Origin of the sequence: Pseudomonas sp. Leaf58 (genome assembly GCF_003627215.1) — a bacterium.
Classification (GTDB): Bacteria; Pseudomonadota; Gammaproteobacteria; order Pseudomonadales; family Pseudomonadaceae; genus Aquipseudomonas.
Genome location: NZ_CP032678.1, coordinates 865,977 through 881,663, shown reverse-complemented (window position 1 = coordinate 881,663; position 15,687 = coordinate 865,977). Strand labels below are relative to the sequence as shown.

Sequence of the window (15,687 nt, the reverse complement as noted above, 5' to 3'; positions counted from 1 at the left end):
GGACGCATGCGTATCATCTATGTTGTGGAAGAGATCAATCGGATCGGGGTCGTAAGATCGATGCTGAACACCGAAGACCCGTGGATGGCACTGGCAGACTGGCTGCTGAAGATCCACCGGCCCGTTGGGTTCAAGCCAGGTACCAAGGTCGGTGACGGCTCCCTGCACTTCAGGTCAACAGGCCAGTGCATGCCTGTCGATGTGCTGATGATCGAACTCAAAGGTTTTTTTGACTTTCATGACGAGTGCGTCAGGGAGGTCAGGCTTTCCACCTATGCCAGCCAACGCTTGGTCGACGATGGCTATCACCCGATGTCAGGAGAGCTCTACAAGAGCCCGGAGTACGGACATGCCGTAATGACGCTGAGCAGCCGAATCAAGGCCTTTGTGCAAGGCAATCTGGATGTAGCCTACGTGCTGGCCCAATTTGCAGCACAGGACACCCAGCATCAGTTCTGGGTGTCCCGCGTCACGCCCCGAGGCAGGTCGTTGAGCGCTTAATGCAAGGTAGCCTGGACGACGGTTTCGACAAACTGCCGAATGCTGACCCCCTCAACCCGGAACTGATTGCTGCGCTCAGCAGGTTTGAACGAGCGCCCGAAGTTCAAGGCCATCATTGCCTGGCTAGAGCGCCGCATCGAGCCATGGCTGACCGAGACCAGGACACCATCGTCCACGCTCTCAACCCTGGTCAGCTGCCAGTGCTTGAGGGCAATCATCTCTTTAACCCACTCTTTGAACTCCAGAACCTCTGCAGGTAGGTAGCCATAGAGGTCGTTGAGCTCGCGCAGGTTCAGGGCAGCCTCTTCCACAGACTCGCTACACATGATTCGCTGGTACCAGGCCAAACGCTCACCCACCTCGGTGATGAAATGGCTGGGGATTGAGCCTCGCATAGGGAAGTCCACGCTGTTCATGATTGCAGCCACTTCCAGGGTGGCGCGATCACCGCCCTCGTCGAGCGCCTTGATGGCCTGGGAAAGCAGGCGCATGTAGAGCGTGAAACCGATCTTGTGCACGTGACCGCTTTGTTCCTCGCCAAGGATCTCGCCAATCCCTCGGATTTCCATGTCGTGCCTGGCGATCACAAAGCCTTCGCCCAAGTTTGATGCCTGCTCCATGGCCTTTAGGCGCATGTAGACGGGGCCTTCCTTGGGGCCCTCCTTGGAAGTCAGAAGGTACGCATAGGCCTGGCGCGTCGATCGCCCAACGCGTCCGCGAATCTGGTGCATTTGCCCAAGGCCAAGCCTGTCAGGGTGCTCGATGATCAGGGTATTGGCGTTCGGCACATCGATACCGATCTCGATGACAGTTGTGCCCACCAGGACATCATACTGGTGGTCGCGGAAAGCCTGCATGATCCGGGTCATTTCGGTTTCAGACATCTTGCCGTGAACCTTGGCAACCCTGGCGGACGGCACAATCCGCTGGATTCGCTCCACGCAAGCATCCATGGAATCAATGAAGTTGTGGATGACAAAGGCTTGACCGTCACGGGCCATCTCACGTTGTAACGCCTCCTGGATCACCGAATCCTCATCGTTACGCACCAGGGTGCGCACCGACAGGCGCTTGGCTGGCGGGGTGGCGATGATGGACATGTCGCGAATGTTGGAGAGCCCCATGCTGAGCGTGCGCGGGATGGGCGTTGCCGCCATGGTCATGACATGCTTGTTGCCCCTGTGGGTACGCAGGTGCTCCTTTTGCGCCACGCCAAAGCGATGTTCTTCATCAACAATAATCAGTCCCAGTTGTTGAAGTCGACATTACCCTGCAACAGCTTGTGGGTACCAATGACAATGGAGACTGCGCCCGACTCCAGCTGCTTCATCTGGGCTTTGGTGAACGTCTGCTGGCTGGCCAGGATGATGTTGTACGGTGTTTCTTCAAACCGGCTCACGAAACTGTCGTAATGCTGCTGAGCCAGCAGCTTGGTCGGCGCAAGTACCACAGTCTGATAACCCTGATCAGCCATCAGGAAGGCCGCCCGCATGGCCACCTCGGTCTTGCCAAAGCCAACGTCCCCGCAAATGAGGCGATCCATCGGCTTGCCAGACGTCAGATCCTTGATGACATCCTGAATGGCCAGTATTTGACCGGGCGTTTCTTCATAGCTGAAGGTGTGGCAGAACCGGTCGTAAGCATCACCCGGCATCTTCAGGATAATGCCCGATGCACGTTCGCGGGTGTTGCGCAAGTCGATCAGCTCGGAGGCCACCTTCAGGGCGCTTTTCTGGGCATCTTTGAGTGCCGCAAGCCAGCTCGGATCACCCAACTTGGAAAGAGGGGCCTTTTCAGGATCGCCGCCCGAGTAGCGCGAGATCAGATCCAGATCGCGAATGTGGGCGAAGGTGCTGGCATCATCGGCGTAGCCGATTTTGACCATGTCTGTCGCACCACCGCCCATGTTGATTTGCTCAAAGCCCTGAAAGCGGCCCACGCCCTTGGTGGCATGGACAATGGGCTCGTCGAGCTTGATCTCATGCAAGCCCTGGAGAATCACGCGGCGATGGTGCTCATCCAGTTCACCGTCCAGAGACGATTCGATGGAGATGCCGAAGATCTCCTTCTCGCTGATGACGCGGTACTCATTGCCGGCCAGGAACCCACGCTCCATGACACCTGTGGTAATGGCAACCATGGGGCGGGACGCTGCGAAAGCATCGAAACTAGCAACGGAGATCGCTTCGTGACCGGAAGCCATTTCCGTCAATACGGCGACATGGCGGTGGCGAACCTCGCTTTTGATGACAAACAGCAGTGGAATGTTGCTTTCAAAGATGCCTTCCAAAACGCCGATGGCCTCTTTGAGAACTCCCTTCCTGATCATGCCGCTGGGGTAGTAGCCCAGGTCGACAGTATCGGGGCGCGGTTTTTCCACCAACTCAAAAGACTGGTAAGGGGCAAGCAGTTGCTGCAAGTGCTCCGGAGAGGCCCAGGCATCACTCGGGGCAGGTACAATCCGGGAGCTGTCCTGAATCACATCATGATGGCGGCGGTGAATCAGCGCCCACTGCTTCTCAATGGAAGCTTTTGCACCGTCATCGTAAATCACACCACCACTCAAAATCTCGGCGAGGTATTGAGCGCCAAGATCGGCAAAATGCGACCACGTCGAGAGCTCCGGGTGGTCTTTGCCCTCACTGATCACCTTGTAGGTTTTTTCGTCTCGTGGCTCAGGGTGAACATCAAATGACTTTTTGCGGAACAGGTTGGTCAGTTCAGCGTTTAGGGGGTACTCCCGATCCGGAAATATCACCACCGAGTTAACCGCTTCGCCGGAATCCTGTGTCAGTGGGTCGAGGCGATGAATCGACTCAATGCGCTGATCATCATCCAACAGCATGCGCAGGGCGCAGTACTCAGACCCGGATTGTTTCTCAGCCAGACCGACCGGGTAGATGTCAAAAACCTTTCCGCGCTGCGACCAGGTCGAAGGAGACTTGACGCGGAAGGACTTGGTATAACCCCAGGCCTCCAGCAGCTTTTCATGCCCATCGGGCAGTGTCGAGCCGATTTTGAGCTCGAACTGAGAGCCGAGCCAGAATGATTTGGCGGCGACCGGTTGCATCAGATTGGGGCCGCTGATCACCAGGATTGGGTTTTCAATCCCGGACATCAAGCGGGTCAGGGCAGTGGCGCGAACAGCTTTGATCGACGGCGGCGTGGTCTCAAGGTCGTAGGGCAAGACCTCGCCCTCAGGCAGATAGACAACTCGCTCAGTCAAGCCTGGGTAGAAAAAAGGAATTTCGGATGCAATGGTAGTTGCCTCGGTCTCATTTCGGGTAATGATGATGCCACCTGATTGCTCAAGCTCTTTGCCATAGACCAGAGCCTTGGCGGATCCCGAAATATTGAGCCAACTCATAGATTGATCCTTGTGTGGTGCTGAATGCCTCGCGATTATAACGAAAACAACAGTCTTGGCAAGCGATATCCTCTGGATTTCCTGGGCGAATCAGGGTTCAATAAAGGAAAAGAGGTGCTTATGTCTGAGATGCAGCTTTCCTTCGAACAATTGCGAAGCGATATTTTTCAAGGAATATTGAATTCTCTCGCTGAGAACTCCCATAGTTATTTGCATGCTGCAGCCAGCTACGGGCAGGATCCACGCTTATTGATTTTGCCTAATATTGGCTCATGTATGCAGCTTAATGCATTTGGCAGCTTGATTTTGCCATTTGAAATACCCAATAAACCAAAATTGACTCTGGCTGTCACAATGACGCTGGGGCGGCTCAGCTACACCATTCAGGCCAGTAACGAACTCGCTGAGCTGTGCGACCTGGTTCAGTCGGTGGAGCATCTTTCGCTTGAAGCTGGGCTTAAGTTTCAGGCTCGAACTGTCACAGATGGCGTGCGCCTTGAATTGACCAATGACTCCGGAATCCTGAGTGCGCCAGTGACCATCAACATTCTGCGCCAGGCGCAGCTGGAAGTGGCTTTCAAGGAGTTCGTGCGACTGCAGGTAGACCGCATGATCATCGGGGTGTCCGAAATCCTTGCTCAGCATGGCGTGCGGCGACCCGATGCAGGAGGGGTGTATTGCCTGGCTATCTTCAAGCACCTTGGCTATGACAGCGAGGTGCGCATGATCCTGCAAGAGGAATTTGACATTGTCAGCGTGGATACCCGCGACGCGTTGAACATCGTCTACTCCCTCAAGACCAAGGAATCTACTGCCGCCCCGCTCCTGTTATGCGAGACCGTGCAAGCCCGTCTGGCCGACAAGCTCTACCATGTCCACCTGATGCCAACCTGGGGGTTCCAGGCCCTCAACGAATCACTGGTGCCAAAAGTGATCGAGAAAATCGTAGTGGAAACCCGCACCGTCGAAGTGCAGCCCCCCGAAATGGACTGGAAGGCGCTGATTCGGGAACCTATTCTCGACTAAGAGAGATAGGTGTGAATCCTGAGCGTCGGTATCAAGGGAATGCTACAGAGTTTTTGATCCTTGCGCCGGTTCCTGATGGTAGACCAGGCCTCGGGAACTTCCAGCTGACGATCGGGCTCCCGCTCCCCAGCGGGGTATAAAATAGGCAAAAAGGTGGGCAACGTCTTTCGAAAGGGCTCGTTTTCAAACTTGAGATTGGCCTTATAGTAGCCCGCCAGGTGTTGAATCTTTGCCAATGGGGTATCCGGGTGAATTTTCCTGAGGATTGTCGCCTGATAGTCAATATGGGAGCCGGTGAATCCGGTCTCGTGCAGTTCTATAAGGGCTTGTTCGGGAGTGATTCGAGTGATGCTTTTCCCTGATGATGAAAACGAGAAGCGAATGGACTCAGGTGTTTTTTCCAAAAGGGGAATGTGCCGATAGGCCATCCGCAACGACAAGCGGCTCAGGCCAATCTCGTTCATCAGTCTGCGAAATGATTTATCGGTGCCAGCCACCGACTGCGCATGAAGGTCGCGCAGCCTTTTCTTGGCCGCAATCACTGTTGATTGAAACTGATCCTTGTTCCGGTTGACCTGAGCGGCTGCGGCAAGGACATCGCTATCTACGGCCATGGCGCCCAGCCAAATAGGTGTTACCCGACCATCGGATACACCTTCTTCGTACCACAGGGACGCATAGGCCGTTTTAATAACCTTTATTGCCTCTTGTCCGACCTTGAATTCTCCCGAGTCTTTAGTGGCAAAGCATGCTTGACCAGCACTCAACAATTCGTTGAGGCTCAGGATGCTGTCATTGAGTGTCTTTAGCTGATCCTTGAGCAGGGATACTTCCATTTGGTCAAAACCCCGAGAGAGAACGTCTTCCCTGTTATAGCTTGGCCAAGATCACTCATCAACCCCTAATCATTCGTCAGTCTCGGCGTTCTTCTTGTTGGTGGAGTCAGCAGGGCGATCAGGCCTTGATTTGGAGTGGGGGCCGATTTTGATCGACTTTTTCGTCGGCACGGCATTTTTTTGCCAAGGCTTCTGATTCAGCATGTCACGCTCAATCGCTTCACGCTGAATCATGCTCGTGGATTTTTTTCGAAGCTCCGCAAAAACCTCGCCAACGGGCAATTTGGAATGAAGGTAAGACAACTGACGGCAGGTGGTTTCAATCATCAGGAACTGGTTTTGCGACCATGCGACCCGAGCCAGGAATTCGCTGGCCTGGTTTAGCCAATCGTCGTTGCGCGGGTGCAAGACTTCCAGAGTATTGAGCGAGGCACGTAGCTTGTTGAGCGTGTCACCGTCCATCTCGGAGGCACAGGCATTCCAGAAACTGTCCGGAATCACCGTCAGCAGCGCGCACGATGTCAACATCCGAATAAATTCAGAAGCCTGGATCAAATCCATTTTCTTGCGTCGCAGGGCGAATTTCAGGGCTTCTGTTACCAGCTCGCGTTCACTTCCAGCAGGCATTCCTTTCAGCGCACCTCTGGTTAGATTGCAGACATGCTCAAGGGCTGTGAGGCGGCTTCTGACCACAAGTTCTCCCAGTAGCTTGTCGGTCTGCACGTTGATCGCTTCGGGCCTTGGGGTGGTGAGCAAGGCGGGAATGGCCTTCGGCTCTTTCCAGGGGTATTTGAAAATGTAATAGATATCACGCTGCTTGAGTAGCAGGCTAATTTCACTGTCGACGTAGGCAATGATGTCCCACATGATAGAAACCTGTTTTTTCTTTCTATTTTGCAGGTTTTTTTAGGAAAAGGCGACCCTGCTTACCTACCGCTAGTGCAGCCAGTAGAACAGGGTCGAAGGACGTGAAATTATCGATCAATCAACCACGGTTGCCCAGGACTCGACAACATCGGCGCCATACTGCTGCTTCCACTCCTTCAGGCCCCGGTGATTGCCACCCTTGGTTTCGATGATTTCACCGTTATTAGGGTTTTCGTAGCGTTTCAGGCGTCGTTGTTGCCGACGAGCGGGCTCTCCACCGTCACTGTTTTTTTTGCCTTTGACTTTAGGCTCAAGCGAAGGCACCAGCGCATAGCAGATTTCAAGCAAATCGATGCCTGACTTATCAGCTTCCTGGCGAACATGGTCAACGATCTTTCCCACGCCAGCAAGCTCTTTGCGAAGCGTTTCAATGCGCTGAAGCGTCGCAGTATGCGCGGCTTCAAGGCGTTTCAGTTCGGCTACTTTACTCATTGTTCGACTCTCAATGCTTGGGAGGGTACTTCAGCCGCTCCAATATAGGAACGGCAAGCCCTGCTGTCAACGACACATGCCTTCGATTTGTGATTAAATGGAACGATAAAAATTAAGGACGGGTGAGTCATGAGTCAGGATAGGGTGGGCATTTTCGTTGATCAGTCAAATATCAATGCCAGTGGTGGTTTCACCATGGACTACACCGTGCTGCGAGATTTTGCCTTGCGTGGAGGCTCCAGAGCGGTGCACATGAACGTTTACACTTCCCTTGATCCAGTAAGACTGGAGAAAGATCCTGCGCTGGCTGGCCGCGTTCAGGGGTATCACTCAGCCATAAAAGCCCTGGGTTACAACATCACGGTCAAGCTTGCCAAACATTTTGATGAGGGTGATCGTGTCGTGGTCAAGTCAAACGTGGACATGGAGATTGCAGTTGATGTCCTGGAGGGGGCGGGGAGACTCGATCGCGTGGTGATCCTCACCGGTGATGGTGACTTTGCCCCGCTGATTAAAGCAGCCAGGCGCCAGGGAGTGCGCGTTGAGGTCATTGCCGTGGACTCTTGCAGTGCTGATCTGCGAGAGGCTGCCGATGCGGTCTTCAATGCGTGGCTTATCCCCGATCTTTTGCCCCCGCAGTCGGCAGTGGACAAGAAGTGCGCCCTATGGGGTCAGCCAGGATCGCGGGTCAGGGGCACTGTAGACAACATCGACAATGAGAACAAAACCATCACGATCCGGTACATCAAACCTTGGACAAATGCCAATGAGATGGCGCTGCTCGCGCCAGTGGCTCCCATGTGCCAAGGAGTAGCCATTTGTGACCTGGCCGAAATTTCACGTAGCGACCATGGTGTGCTTCGAGGGGCAATTGTTGAATTCACCTTACAAGGTCTTTTTGATGATATTGGCGCTGCTACCGATGTTGTCATGCACAGGTTTTCCACTCGTTCTGGCTGGTACCGCGCATAGTTGTCGTTGCACTGCTTTCTGTGCGCTTAATAATAGGTATATTGATACGAGTCGAAGCTGATGAGTAATTCGCTCCACGAAATCAAGGTCAAGCGGCAGGAAGCTTTTGCGGTTTTTTTGCGTGAAAGACAAATTCACGAAATGGCGCGGCTGATATCCGATGGATGGGTGGCTTTCCTGCGCGTCGGCAGCTATGTGTTTACCCCTGAGCAGATGAAAAACCAGGATCCGGAAGAGGTCAAACCCTACCTGCTGGGCATTCTGACCCGAGTCATGCATAGCGATCAGGCAGACGATGAGCGATTTTTTGCAGTTGCAGACCCCCATGGTCGTGACAATCGCCACCTGTTTAAAGACCTAGAACGGGGCCTGGCCAAAATTGACCCCGCCCTGAAGAAAAAGCTGGGTGTGCTCAAAAATCACATTGCAGACACCAATCGTGTGATTACCAAAGGCATGGCGGCTGATGCCAGTGCCACCGACCGGCGCAAGGCAGAGCTGATCCTCCAGCAGAAAGAGAATATTCTGGAGAGCGCCTGTGACAGAGCGGTCAATATGCGTAAGAAGCAGGATATTGTATTTGCCCCCAAAGCTGTGATTTTTCAGGGCGGGGGTGCCAAAAAAATGGGTGCCAGTGGTGTTGCCGAATACCTGGAGCAAATCGGCGCCCTGAAGGATATCAAGTACGTTGGCGGCACGTCAGCCGGGGCCTTGATTGGCCTCATGATGGCCTTCGGATTCCCGGCAAAAGAGATAAAACACCTGGTGCATTACGGCAGATTTGCCCAATTTTTTGCTGAAAGTGCATTGCCCATCAGCATGGCTGCGAAATACCAGCGACAATTCACGGAAACTGTCAAAACCATTGCTGCGCGGGTGCGAGGCAAGCGCTATCTGCGCTCAATATCCACAGAAACATCACCCCAGACTGAAGGCATTATGCTCAAGGATTTCAGTCGGGAATACATGGTGCCCATGCTCGTCGAGCACACTGGAATTACCACCAGCCAGTGGCTGAAAATGGATGAAGAGGTTATCCATACCCATTTACAGCGACTGGAAGGTGTTGCTGCTCGCGGTGAAGTTAGCCTTGCAGAGATCTACCATCAGGCTCGCAGGCAATTCCTCAGCGATATGCATGCGCAGGGGCTCAGAGCAGAAGCTGAAACGCTTCAATTTGTGGGGTTATTTGGTCGCTCGGAAGCTTATCAGGGCGCCATTCAATGTTTACGCTTCGCGAAATCCAGGCTGGATCCGGAATCCGAAACGATTGAGGAATTTATCGGCGATGTGATTCAGAGCCGCTTGGATCGCCTGAATCCCCATGCTCTTGAATCCATCACCCCTCCCCTGAATACTCGAAAAGCCCGGCGTAACGTCACCTTCGTTCAGCTCAAACAACTTGCCGACCTGTTTCCACAGGAAGGTTTCAAGGAGTTTGGGGTGGCTATGACCGATCACCACCTCCCTATATCCCCCAGGGCAGTCCGCCGCTTTTGCGCACGTCTGGTTCAGCGAACGATTACAGCGTTCACGGAGGGGAAAAAAGTGGACGACGGGTTTGGCGCACTTGATAACCGCTTGTTCTTCAAACCGATCTTTGCCAGAGCTGCCAACAAGGATGGGCGCTTTGGCGAACATCAGCACATGCCCATCAAAAAAGCAGTCAGGGCCAGTATGAATTTGCCGGTGGTTTTCAAAGTCATGAAGTTCAATGGTATGAATCTGATTGACGGCGGGGTCAACAACAACCTCCCCCTGCGTATGTTCACGGATCAGTTCGCCTCTCAGCAAGAGGCCGATGCCCAGACAATTGCTTTCATTCAGTCCTCAACTGAGTCTGACCTGGAGTATCAGGCGGTGGATGAACTGATCAACAACAAGGGCAGCAAGCTGCGCATCATGCTCGATGAGGAAATTCAACGACAGATGTATCAGTTCGACCTGAATGCTTTGGGTCTGCCCAGGATTGGTTCACTGCGGCGGCATTGGGATGCCATCAAGATTCACATGCTCAGGGCGGTGTCGGCCACCGTGGGACAGTTCATGTCCCACCATAATCCCCAGGTCACCTCCGAAGAAGCGCTGAACAACATCGGCATCCTTCGCACGGGGACAATTGACACGGCAGATTTTCATATCCCTGTCGAAGTGCGTCAGCAGTTGCATGAAGCCGGTGTGCGTGCAGCCCGGAATCTGATGAGCGCCCACCCCGATCGGCACCTGCGCTTTGCCTTATGCCGATTGCGAAGCCTCAGCCAACGCGAAAGCGAGTTGAGCAGGCAGCTCGGCTTGCCGAGTTTCGATGTCGGGGTTCTCGACAAAGCCATCCAGCAAGCTGATCTTGATGAGGTCATGGACAACCCCATGCTCGATGCCTACAGCCTCGGCGAAATTCTTCAGGGCCGGCTTTGAGCCTGAGTTTGCGGGTGAGCAAAGCCAAAGGGTTACAAAAAAGGATGGTTAGGGCTGCTGACGGGGTTAGGAAAACCGGGATTAAAAACGTGGGATTAGATCTACGGGGTTAAGGCTTGTTGATAACTGGGGCTTTTGCCCGTGCCTGTTGGGCTTTGGGTGTACACGCTTGTAACCAGCTTTCCGGTGGGCGTTTTCAGCATTCCGGTTACCGCTCATGGAATACCGGTAAGCGCTCAGGAAAATCCGGCCCGTGCTCATGAGATTACGGTTGGCGCTCAGGAAAGTCCGGAGAGCGCACACAAAACTCCGCTCTAAACCCCAAAATACCCTGATTTTTTGTGAGTAAGCTGTGCATAACCAGTTAATAACTTTGTATATAAATTCCACGGGTTAGCTGTAAGCCCCGATTCATAGGGGCTGCGTGCATCTCCGTGCAATTTTTACAGGGGACAAGCATTGCTCACGGGCGAATTCACATGAAATACCGCTAATTCCTGTGCGCTCCAGGAAAACAGCGGCTTTCCCGAATTCAACCGGAATCTTTTGAGCGCAGACCGGAAATATGTGTACACCCCGCTGGAAACAGTCAGCTGGAGAGCTGGTCGGGTAGCTGGCCGATGCTGGAGCCGCGATGAAAAACCTTCCCGACCGGAAATTGGTGTGCGCTAGCCGGAATCCCATGTTCGTGAGCCGAAGCATATCCGCAGCACTGAGGTTTATTGGGGAGGATAGGGGCGTCACCTCGCCAATCGACCGTAGATTCACGTGCGCCGACAGGAATTGCGGGTGCGCCGTGAACGTCGCCATCCAACGGATCCAGCGTCTGACGTGGATATGACCGGAAGTTCGTGTACACCTGCCGGAGTCCTGTGTACAACCGTCCGCCAGGCTTTCGCAATACCCCTGGGCAGGTGCCAGGCTGTGCAGCTGGAGCTTTCCTCCAAGTGCGACCGGAATCTTGTGTGCGGTGACCGGAGTTTCTTGTACGAGAGCCCGATAAGACCGGAATTTGGTGTGCAGCTGGTCGGCTGGAGGGCAGCAAGGCAGCGGTCGCACCCTCACTCGCGGCCTGGAACGAGCAGGGTGCCCCGAAGTCACCGGAAATTGGTGTGCAGCGACCGGATTCGTATGTGCGAGCTGTGGATCAACGTCCGCAGACACTTATCCTCCCGTCCAGGAGGGAGCGTCGACCGGAATTTGATGTGCGCTGACCGGATTCTTGTGTGCGCGGGCGCGATGCCGACCGGAGTTACGTGTACGCCGACCGGAACTTGTGAGCACCTACCGGAAATTGCTGAGCGCCAACAGCTCCTGACATGGCTTTGACGGCCTGAAGCACGCCTTTCGACCGGAATTTTGTGTGCGCGCACCGGAATCTCTTGTGCGCCAGTTGCCAAAATCTTGTCTAACCAACTGATATACCGGAGTTTTCTGAGCGCTCACCGGAAATTTGTGTACGCGCCGCCTTGTGCCGCCTGTTTTTGACGGACTCCAAGCCAGTTTGGCTATCTTGTTGATATACCGTGATTTTCTGAGCGCTGACCGGAATCTTTTGAGCGCAGACCGGAATTTTGTGTACAGCGACCGGAGTTTCGTGTGCAAACGCCCTGTTTGCCTCGCCTTTTGACAGTTGCAAGCGGTCACTGGCGCGTCCTGGCCACGAGACCCGCGCTCCTACTGTGCCAAACCGGAATTTTCTGAGCGGTCACCGGAAAGCTGTGTGCGCCTAGTACTTAAGTTATCCCGCCTGCAGCCGACATCAGCGGGCGGCCACCGGATTTCTGTGAGCGCTCACCGGAAAGTTGTGTGCGCAGCCTGGGGTGTACCGGAATTTGCTGTGCGCAACACCTCAAACCGCACCCAGGTGCTCAACCCATCCCGGAGTTTCCTGTGCGCCAGGTAAATCCAACCGCCTGGGGCCTGCGGTGACCGTGGTTTTGTGTACGCTGACCGTTATCCTGTGTGCGGCTGCCGGAAAGCCATGTGCGTGAGTGGAGATTGCCCGCTCAATGGGGCTATCTGGGGCTTACGACCGGAAATCTGTGTGCACGCACCGTGATCCTGCGTACAGCGCCTATATAAGGAAGAGCAGCACGCTGGGAGGCGTTGAAAGCCCCTGCACAGACAATCTCGGTCAGGCTTGGCGCGAATTACAGACCGGAATTGTGTGAGCGCGACAGCTAGGGGCAACACCGGAATCTTGTGTACACCGCGAATTCCGTGGCCTGAAGCAGGAGAGTGGGAGATATTGCACGCCCAGTGGTCGCAGTAGCTAGGTAACCCGCACCCTTCCTGAGCAGGTCAGCGTACACAGGATTCCGGTCAACCAAACCGCCAGGGCTGTAGAGATGTCTTCTTATATCAAAAAAGTCTATAATCAGGGTACACCTTGCGATTCATGGAATATATCCTACGCTCGAACGGAAACGCCCGAGCGGAAGAATCATGCCAACGCCCCAAATCAAAGAAGCCCTAGAGGTCATTGACGACAGAAAAACCAAGCTTCAGGCGAAGTTTGAGTTCGAATCTGGCCAGGGCGTCCTTCCCCTCACCAACGAGAAGTACTTCGAGCAGTCCAACCCGATTGTACGCAGTGCCCTGTACAGCACCACCAAGATGGGCAAAGTCTACTCCGAGTGGACACCGATTTTCTCATTCGGCAAAAGCGGCATCATGTACAAAGGGCCTGGATTGACCATTGAGCACGAGGTGGTCATGGCCAGGCTGCTCACGCTGGCCCGTGGCAAGTCCCTAACCAAGCCGGTTCACGTCTTTTTGGCCGACATTCTGCGCTGGCTGGATCTGGGTGACTCGGGCGCAAACTTTGCCAAAGCACGCACCATCCTGGATGACCTGGCCACGGGTGAAATCAAGATTGCTGACCGAATGGCGCTGAAGCGACTGTATGACATCCTCACCAGCCCTACGATTGCTGATCGACCGGATGGCAAATTCTACAAGGAGTCGATTGAGAACCGCTTTGGGCCCATGCTCAAGATGATCGCCCATGGGCTTGAAAATGATGAGCCCGTGGATATCACGATGCGCTTCATTGCCAACCGCGCTCACAACTCCATGACAGGCAAGACCCTGTTGAGCTTGGATCTGATATCCGCCGTCTTCTTCGATGGTGTCAATACCACGCTATTGCCCTTTGAGATTTACGACAAACTCGACCGCTTCGGCAAGAAGTTGTTGCCATTCATTGCTTCGCACCGTGATGGCGTGTTCCCCATCAAGCTTGAAAACTACCACAAGTTCAGCGGGTCAATTTCCGAGTACGCAAAAGTCAAACGCCGCATGAAGTCGGACTTGAACAAGCGCCTGAAGCTTTGGGAGAGCAATGGCTGGATCGAATCCGGCTGGGAGTTCTATCGTAATGAAGATGGCGAGGATCTTATTCGTGGCCTGAAATTGGGCGCCGACATCCGCTGCCGTTCGGAACTGACGATCGCCGATCTGGAGTCGCAGGCCGATGACCTTGAAGGTGAATTTCAGGTGCAAGAGCAAGCCCCTCATCAGCAAGATGCATTCGAGCAAGGCGGATAATCGAGAGCGGGTTTTTCGAAAACCCCATATTTTGAGTTAGACTGATTGAATACCAGATGCGGGGCTTGCAGCCCTGCGTTCTTGGCGTGCGCTAGGAATGAGGGCTCAATCAATGCAAATCTCAGAGATCGACATTCAGGCTTCTCAGGGGATCCTGGTGCCATACAGCGCATCAGAGATCGCCAGTTCACCCCTCTCGGAAAGTGAGGTGCTGACCCACCGCTGCCACCCAGGCTTGTCTGGACTGGTTAGCAGCAAGCAGGGATTGGTGCCGGTTATTTTTGTCGACAAACTACCCACGACCCACATGCTCTATGGCCGTCTGATCGACACTGATCGGCTGGCGCCTGATGAGCGGGGCAACATGATCCACCTGGCTGGCACACTGATTCATGTCCAGCACCATTTTGAAGCCTGGCATTTCCTGTCCCACCTTGAAAATGCGGGGCAGGCGTCCACCACCGCGATGGCTGTCTTCCTCGAATGGAAACCCGGTTCCCTGCAGGCAGCCATTGCTGAGCACGATGCAATGTTTCTCAAGGCTGACTTGCCGGGAGATGAGATGCTGGTCGGCAGCGATTTTGAAAAGGAGTCTCTGGCTCGCTACTACCTGAGCACGGGTCTTTCGAGTTTTGCCAATATTCATCTGGCCTCCGGCGTCGTCGATGCGTTAATGAACTCACCACTCACCAGAAAAAACCTACGTTCACCCTCGGTGGTCAGCGGCATCGCTGTGCCCGTGACCTGGACGCGCCCGCATGACTGATCATAAATCACTGGCCGCCACGGGACGGCGCCTTGTCCACCCGCTGGAAAAAGCACTGACAGAGGGTAGGGCTCGCGATTTTTTAGCTATCATGCGCGAGTTTGGTGTGCCGGCATCCTGGGATTTTTGCTGCGAGACATTTGACAAGAAAGTCGAGGACAAGCACCGCCTGGTCGAACTCGCCTTTGCCCTGGTCAAGGCTGTGGAAGCTGGCTTGATCGGTGCTTGTAGGCTGCGTGAACTGTGCCTTACGCTCTTGACCAGTCACCTTGTGTTCAACAGCCAGTGGCGTGAAAACCGTACCATCCAGGTGCTAACGGTTGCCATCGATGCCCACCCGACAATCCTCGACAGTCACTTTCAGCAACAGGTCATCATGGCGGCATTACGCTCGGAGTCCATTCGGCTGTTTTGTGTGGCCGGACTCCCCATGCAAAGCCTGGAGCCGACCCCCGACCTGATGTTTGCCTTGTGTGAGGGCAGGGGGACATTGCTGGACGTGGTATTCACCCCGGTGAACACCTGGTCAGACAGTGAAAAAATGCGCATGATCACCATGTTTACCCAAATCATCATCCAGGAAAAAGCCGCCAATGAAACCCAAGAGACCTTCCTTGGCACCCTTTATGATCGAGGCATTGAGTCGCGCTTATGGATCAACCCACAGACCCTAAAGTCGGCGTCCGTGAGAAATATCGTGCACGCCAGGAAGATTGAGCTCAGCGCCGAAGATGTGCTAGGTGTGCCACTGCAACACCGCCTGGAATTCTGCATGGCGGGGCTGATTAGCCCAGCTGACGCCAAGATCAAGGATAGGCACCTGGAAGAAGCGCTGGGCGAGGATATCGGCTTGTAGCAAAGGGTGGTCGTCCGGATCAATATATGTGATAATC

At 54.2% G+C, this 15,687-nt stretch carries 12 protein-coding genes; 7 read left to right on the top strand and 5 right to left on the bottom strand.

The features are described 5' to 3' along the window. The first annotated feature begins 6 nt into the window (after positions 1-6). The gene (locus tag DV532_RS30070; protein WP_056797680.1) at positions 7-501 is read left to right on the top strand and encodes a hypothetical protein; all 495 of its coding nucleotides are present in this window, start codon (positions 7-9) and stop codon (positions 499-501) included. Here DV532_RS30070 and DV532_RS30065 read toward each other — a convergent pair. Together DV532_RS30065 and DV532_RS30060 are read right to left on the bottom strand one after the other, a co-directional pair. Then, positions 498-1,664 (bottom strand): helicase-related protein, encoded by a 1,167-nt coding sequence (locus tag DV532_RS30065; protein WP_120715535.1) that lies wholly within the window; start codon positions 1,662-1,664, stop codon positions 498-500. The two genes, DV532_RS30070 and DV532_RS30065, sit on opposite strands and share 4 nt — an antisense overlap. A gap of 77 nt (positions 1,665-1,741) precedes the next feature. Continuing rightward, positions 1,742-3,868 (bottom strand): DEAD/DEAH box helicase, encoded by a 2,127-nt coding sequence (locus tag DV532_RS30060; protein ID WP_120715534.1) that lies wholly within the window; start codon positions 3,866-3,868, stop codon positions 1,742-1,744. Positions 3,869-3,892: 24 nt separating this feature from the next. On the opposite strand from DV532_RS30060, the gene DV532_RS30055 reads away from it, so the two are divergent. Beyond that, on the top strand, positions 3,893-4,894 hold the full coding sequence (locus tag DV532_RS30055) for a hypothetical protein (protein ID WP_236707488.1): 1,002 nt from the start codon (positions 3,893-3,895) through the stop codon (positions 4,892-4,894). On the opposite strand, the gene DV532_RS30050 is transcribed toward DV532_RS30055, so the two are convergent. The 3 genes from DV532_RS30050 to DV532_RS31110 form a co-directional block, all read right to left on the bottom strand. Further along, positions 4,891-5,730, bottom strand: coding sequence for a hypothetical protein (locus DV532_RS30050; protein WP_056797690.1), 840 nt, complete (start codon positions 5,728-5,730; stop codon positions 4,891-4,893). The genes DV532_RS30055 and DV532_RS30050 overlap by 4 nt on opposite strands. Positions 5,731-5,799: 69 nt before the next feature. Next, positions 5,800-6,597: a hypothetical protein gene (locus DV532_RS30045; protein ID WP_056797692.1), complete on the bottom strand. Its 798-nt coding sequence runs from the start codon at positions 6,595-6,597 to the stop codon at positions 5,800-5,802. Positions 6,598-6,711: 114 nt separating this feature from the next. After that, complete coding sequence (locus DV532_RS31110) at positions 6,712-7,089, bottom strand: histone-like nucleoid-structuring protein, MvaT/MvaU family (protein ID WP_056797694.1); 378 nt, start codon at positions 7,087-7,089, stop codon at positions 6,712-6,714. 129 nt (positions 7,090-7,218) lie between these two features. Here DV532_RS31110 and DV532_RS30035 point away from each other — a divergent pair, with 129 nt between their 5' ends. The 5 genes from DV532_RS30035 to DV532_RS30010 all read left to right on the top strand — a co-directional run bounded on the left by DV532_RS30035 (position 7,219) and on the right by DV532_RS30010 (position 15,650). Next, positions 7,219-8,061: an NYN domain-containing protein gene (locus DV532_RS30035; protein WP_056797697.1), complete on the top strand. Its 843-nt coding sequence runs from the start codon at positions 7,219-7,221 to the stop codon at positions 8,059-8,061. Positions 8,062-8,121: 60 nt separating this feature from the next. Next, positions 8,122-10,476 carry a patatin-like phospholipase family protein gene (locus DV532_RS30030; protein WP_056797699.1) on the top strand — a complete coding sequence of 785 codons (2,355 nt, stop codon included), beginning with the start codon at positions 8,122-8,124 and terminating at the stop codon, positions 10,474-10,476. 2,448 nt (positions 10,477-12,924) lie between these two features. Further along, positions 12,925-14,028, top strand: coding sequence for a TrfA (locus DV532_RS30020; protein ID WP_177339529.1), 1,104 nt, complete (start codon positions 12,925-12,927; stop codon positions 14,026-14,028). A 112-nt stretch (positions 14,029-14,140) separates the two neighbouring features. After that, positions 14,141-14,794: a hypothetical protein gene (locus tag DV532_RS30015; RefSeq protein ID WP_056797706.1), complete on the top strand. Its 654-nt coding sequence runs from the start codon at positions 14,141-14,143 to the stop codon at positions 14,792-14,794. Continuing rightward, the gene (locus DV532_RS30010; RefSeq protein WP_156675866.1) at positions 14,787-15,650 is read left to right on the top strand and encodes a hypothetical protein; all 864 of its coding nucleotides are present in this window, start codon (positions 14,787-14,789) and stop codon (positions 15,648-15,650) included. The genes DV532_RS30015 and DV532_RS30010 overlap by 8 nt, the downstream gene beginning before the upstream one ends. Positions 15,651-15,687: the final 37 nt, after the last annotated feature.

Coding starts and splice junctions, on each gene's coding strand:
- DV532_RS30030 (WP_056797699.1), top strand. CDS start 8,122: ATGAGTAATTCGCTCCACGAAATCAAGGTCAAGCGGCAGGAAGCTTTT.
- DV532_RS30035 (WP_056797697.1), top strand. CDS start 7,219: ATGAGTCAGGATAGGGTGGGCATTTTCGTTGATCAGTCAAATATCAAT.
- DV532_RS30055 (WP_236707488.1), top strand. CDS start 3,893: ATGCCTCGCGATTATAACGAAAACAACAGTCTTGGCAAGCGATATCCT.
- DV532_RS31110 (WP_056797694.1), bottom strand. CDS start 7,089: ATGAGTAAAGTAGCCGAACTGAAACGCCTTGAAGCCGCGCATACTGCG.
- DV532_RS30010 (WP_156675866.1), top strand. CDS start 14,787: ATGACTGATCATAAATCACTGGCCGCCACGGGACGGCGCCTTGTCCAC.
- DV532_RS30020 (WP_177339529.1), top strand. CDS start 12,925: ATGCCAACGCCCCAAATCAAAGAAGCCCTAGAGGTCATTGACGACAGA.
- DV532_RS30060 (WP_120715534.1), bottom strand. CDS start 3,868: ATGAGTTGGCTCAATATTTCGGGATCCGCCAAGGCTCTGGTCTATGGC.
- DV532_RS30045 (WP_056797692.1), bottom strand. CDS start 6,597: ATGTGGGACATCATTGCCTACGTCGACAGTGAAATTAGCCTGCTACTC.
- DV532_RS30050 (WP_056797690.1), bottom strand. CDS start 5,730: ATGGAAGTATCCCTGCTCAAGGATCAGCTAAAGACACTCAATGACAGC.
- DV532_RS30015 (WP_056797706.1), top strand. CDS start 14,141: ATGCAAATCTCAGAGATCGACATTCAGGCTTCTCAGGGGATCCTGGTG.
- DV532_RS30065 (WP_120715535.1), bottom strand. CDS start 1,664: ATGACCATGGCGGCAACGCCCATCCCGCGCACGCTCAGCATGGGGCTC.
- DV532_RS30070 (WP_056797680.1), top strand. CDS start 7: ATGCGTATCATCTATGTTGTGGAAGAGATCAATCGGATCGGGGTCGTA.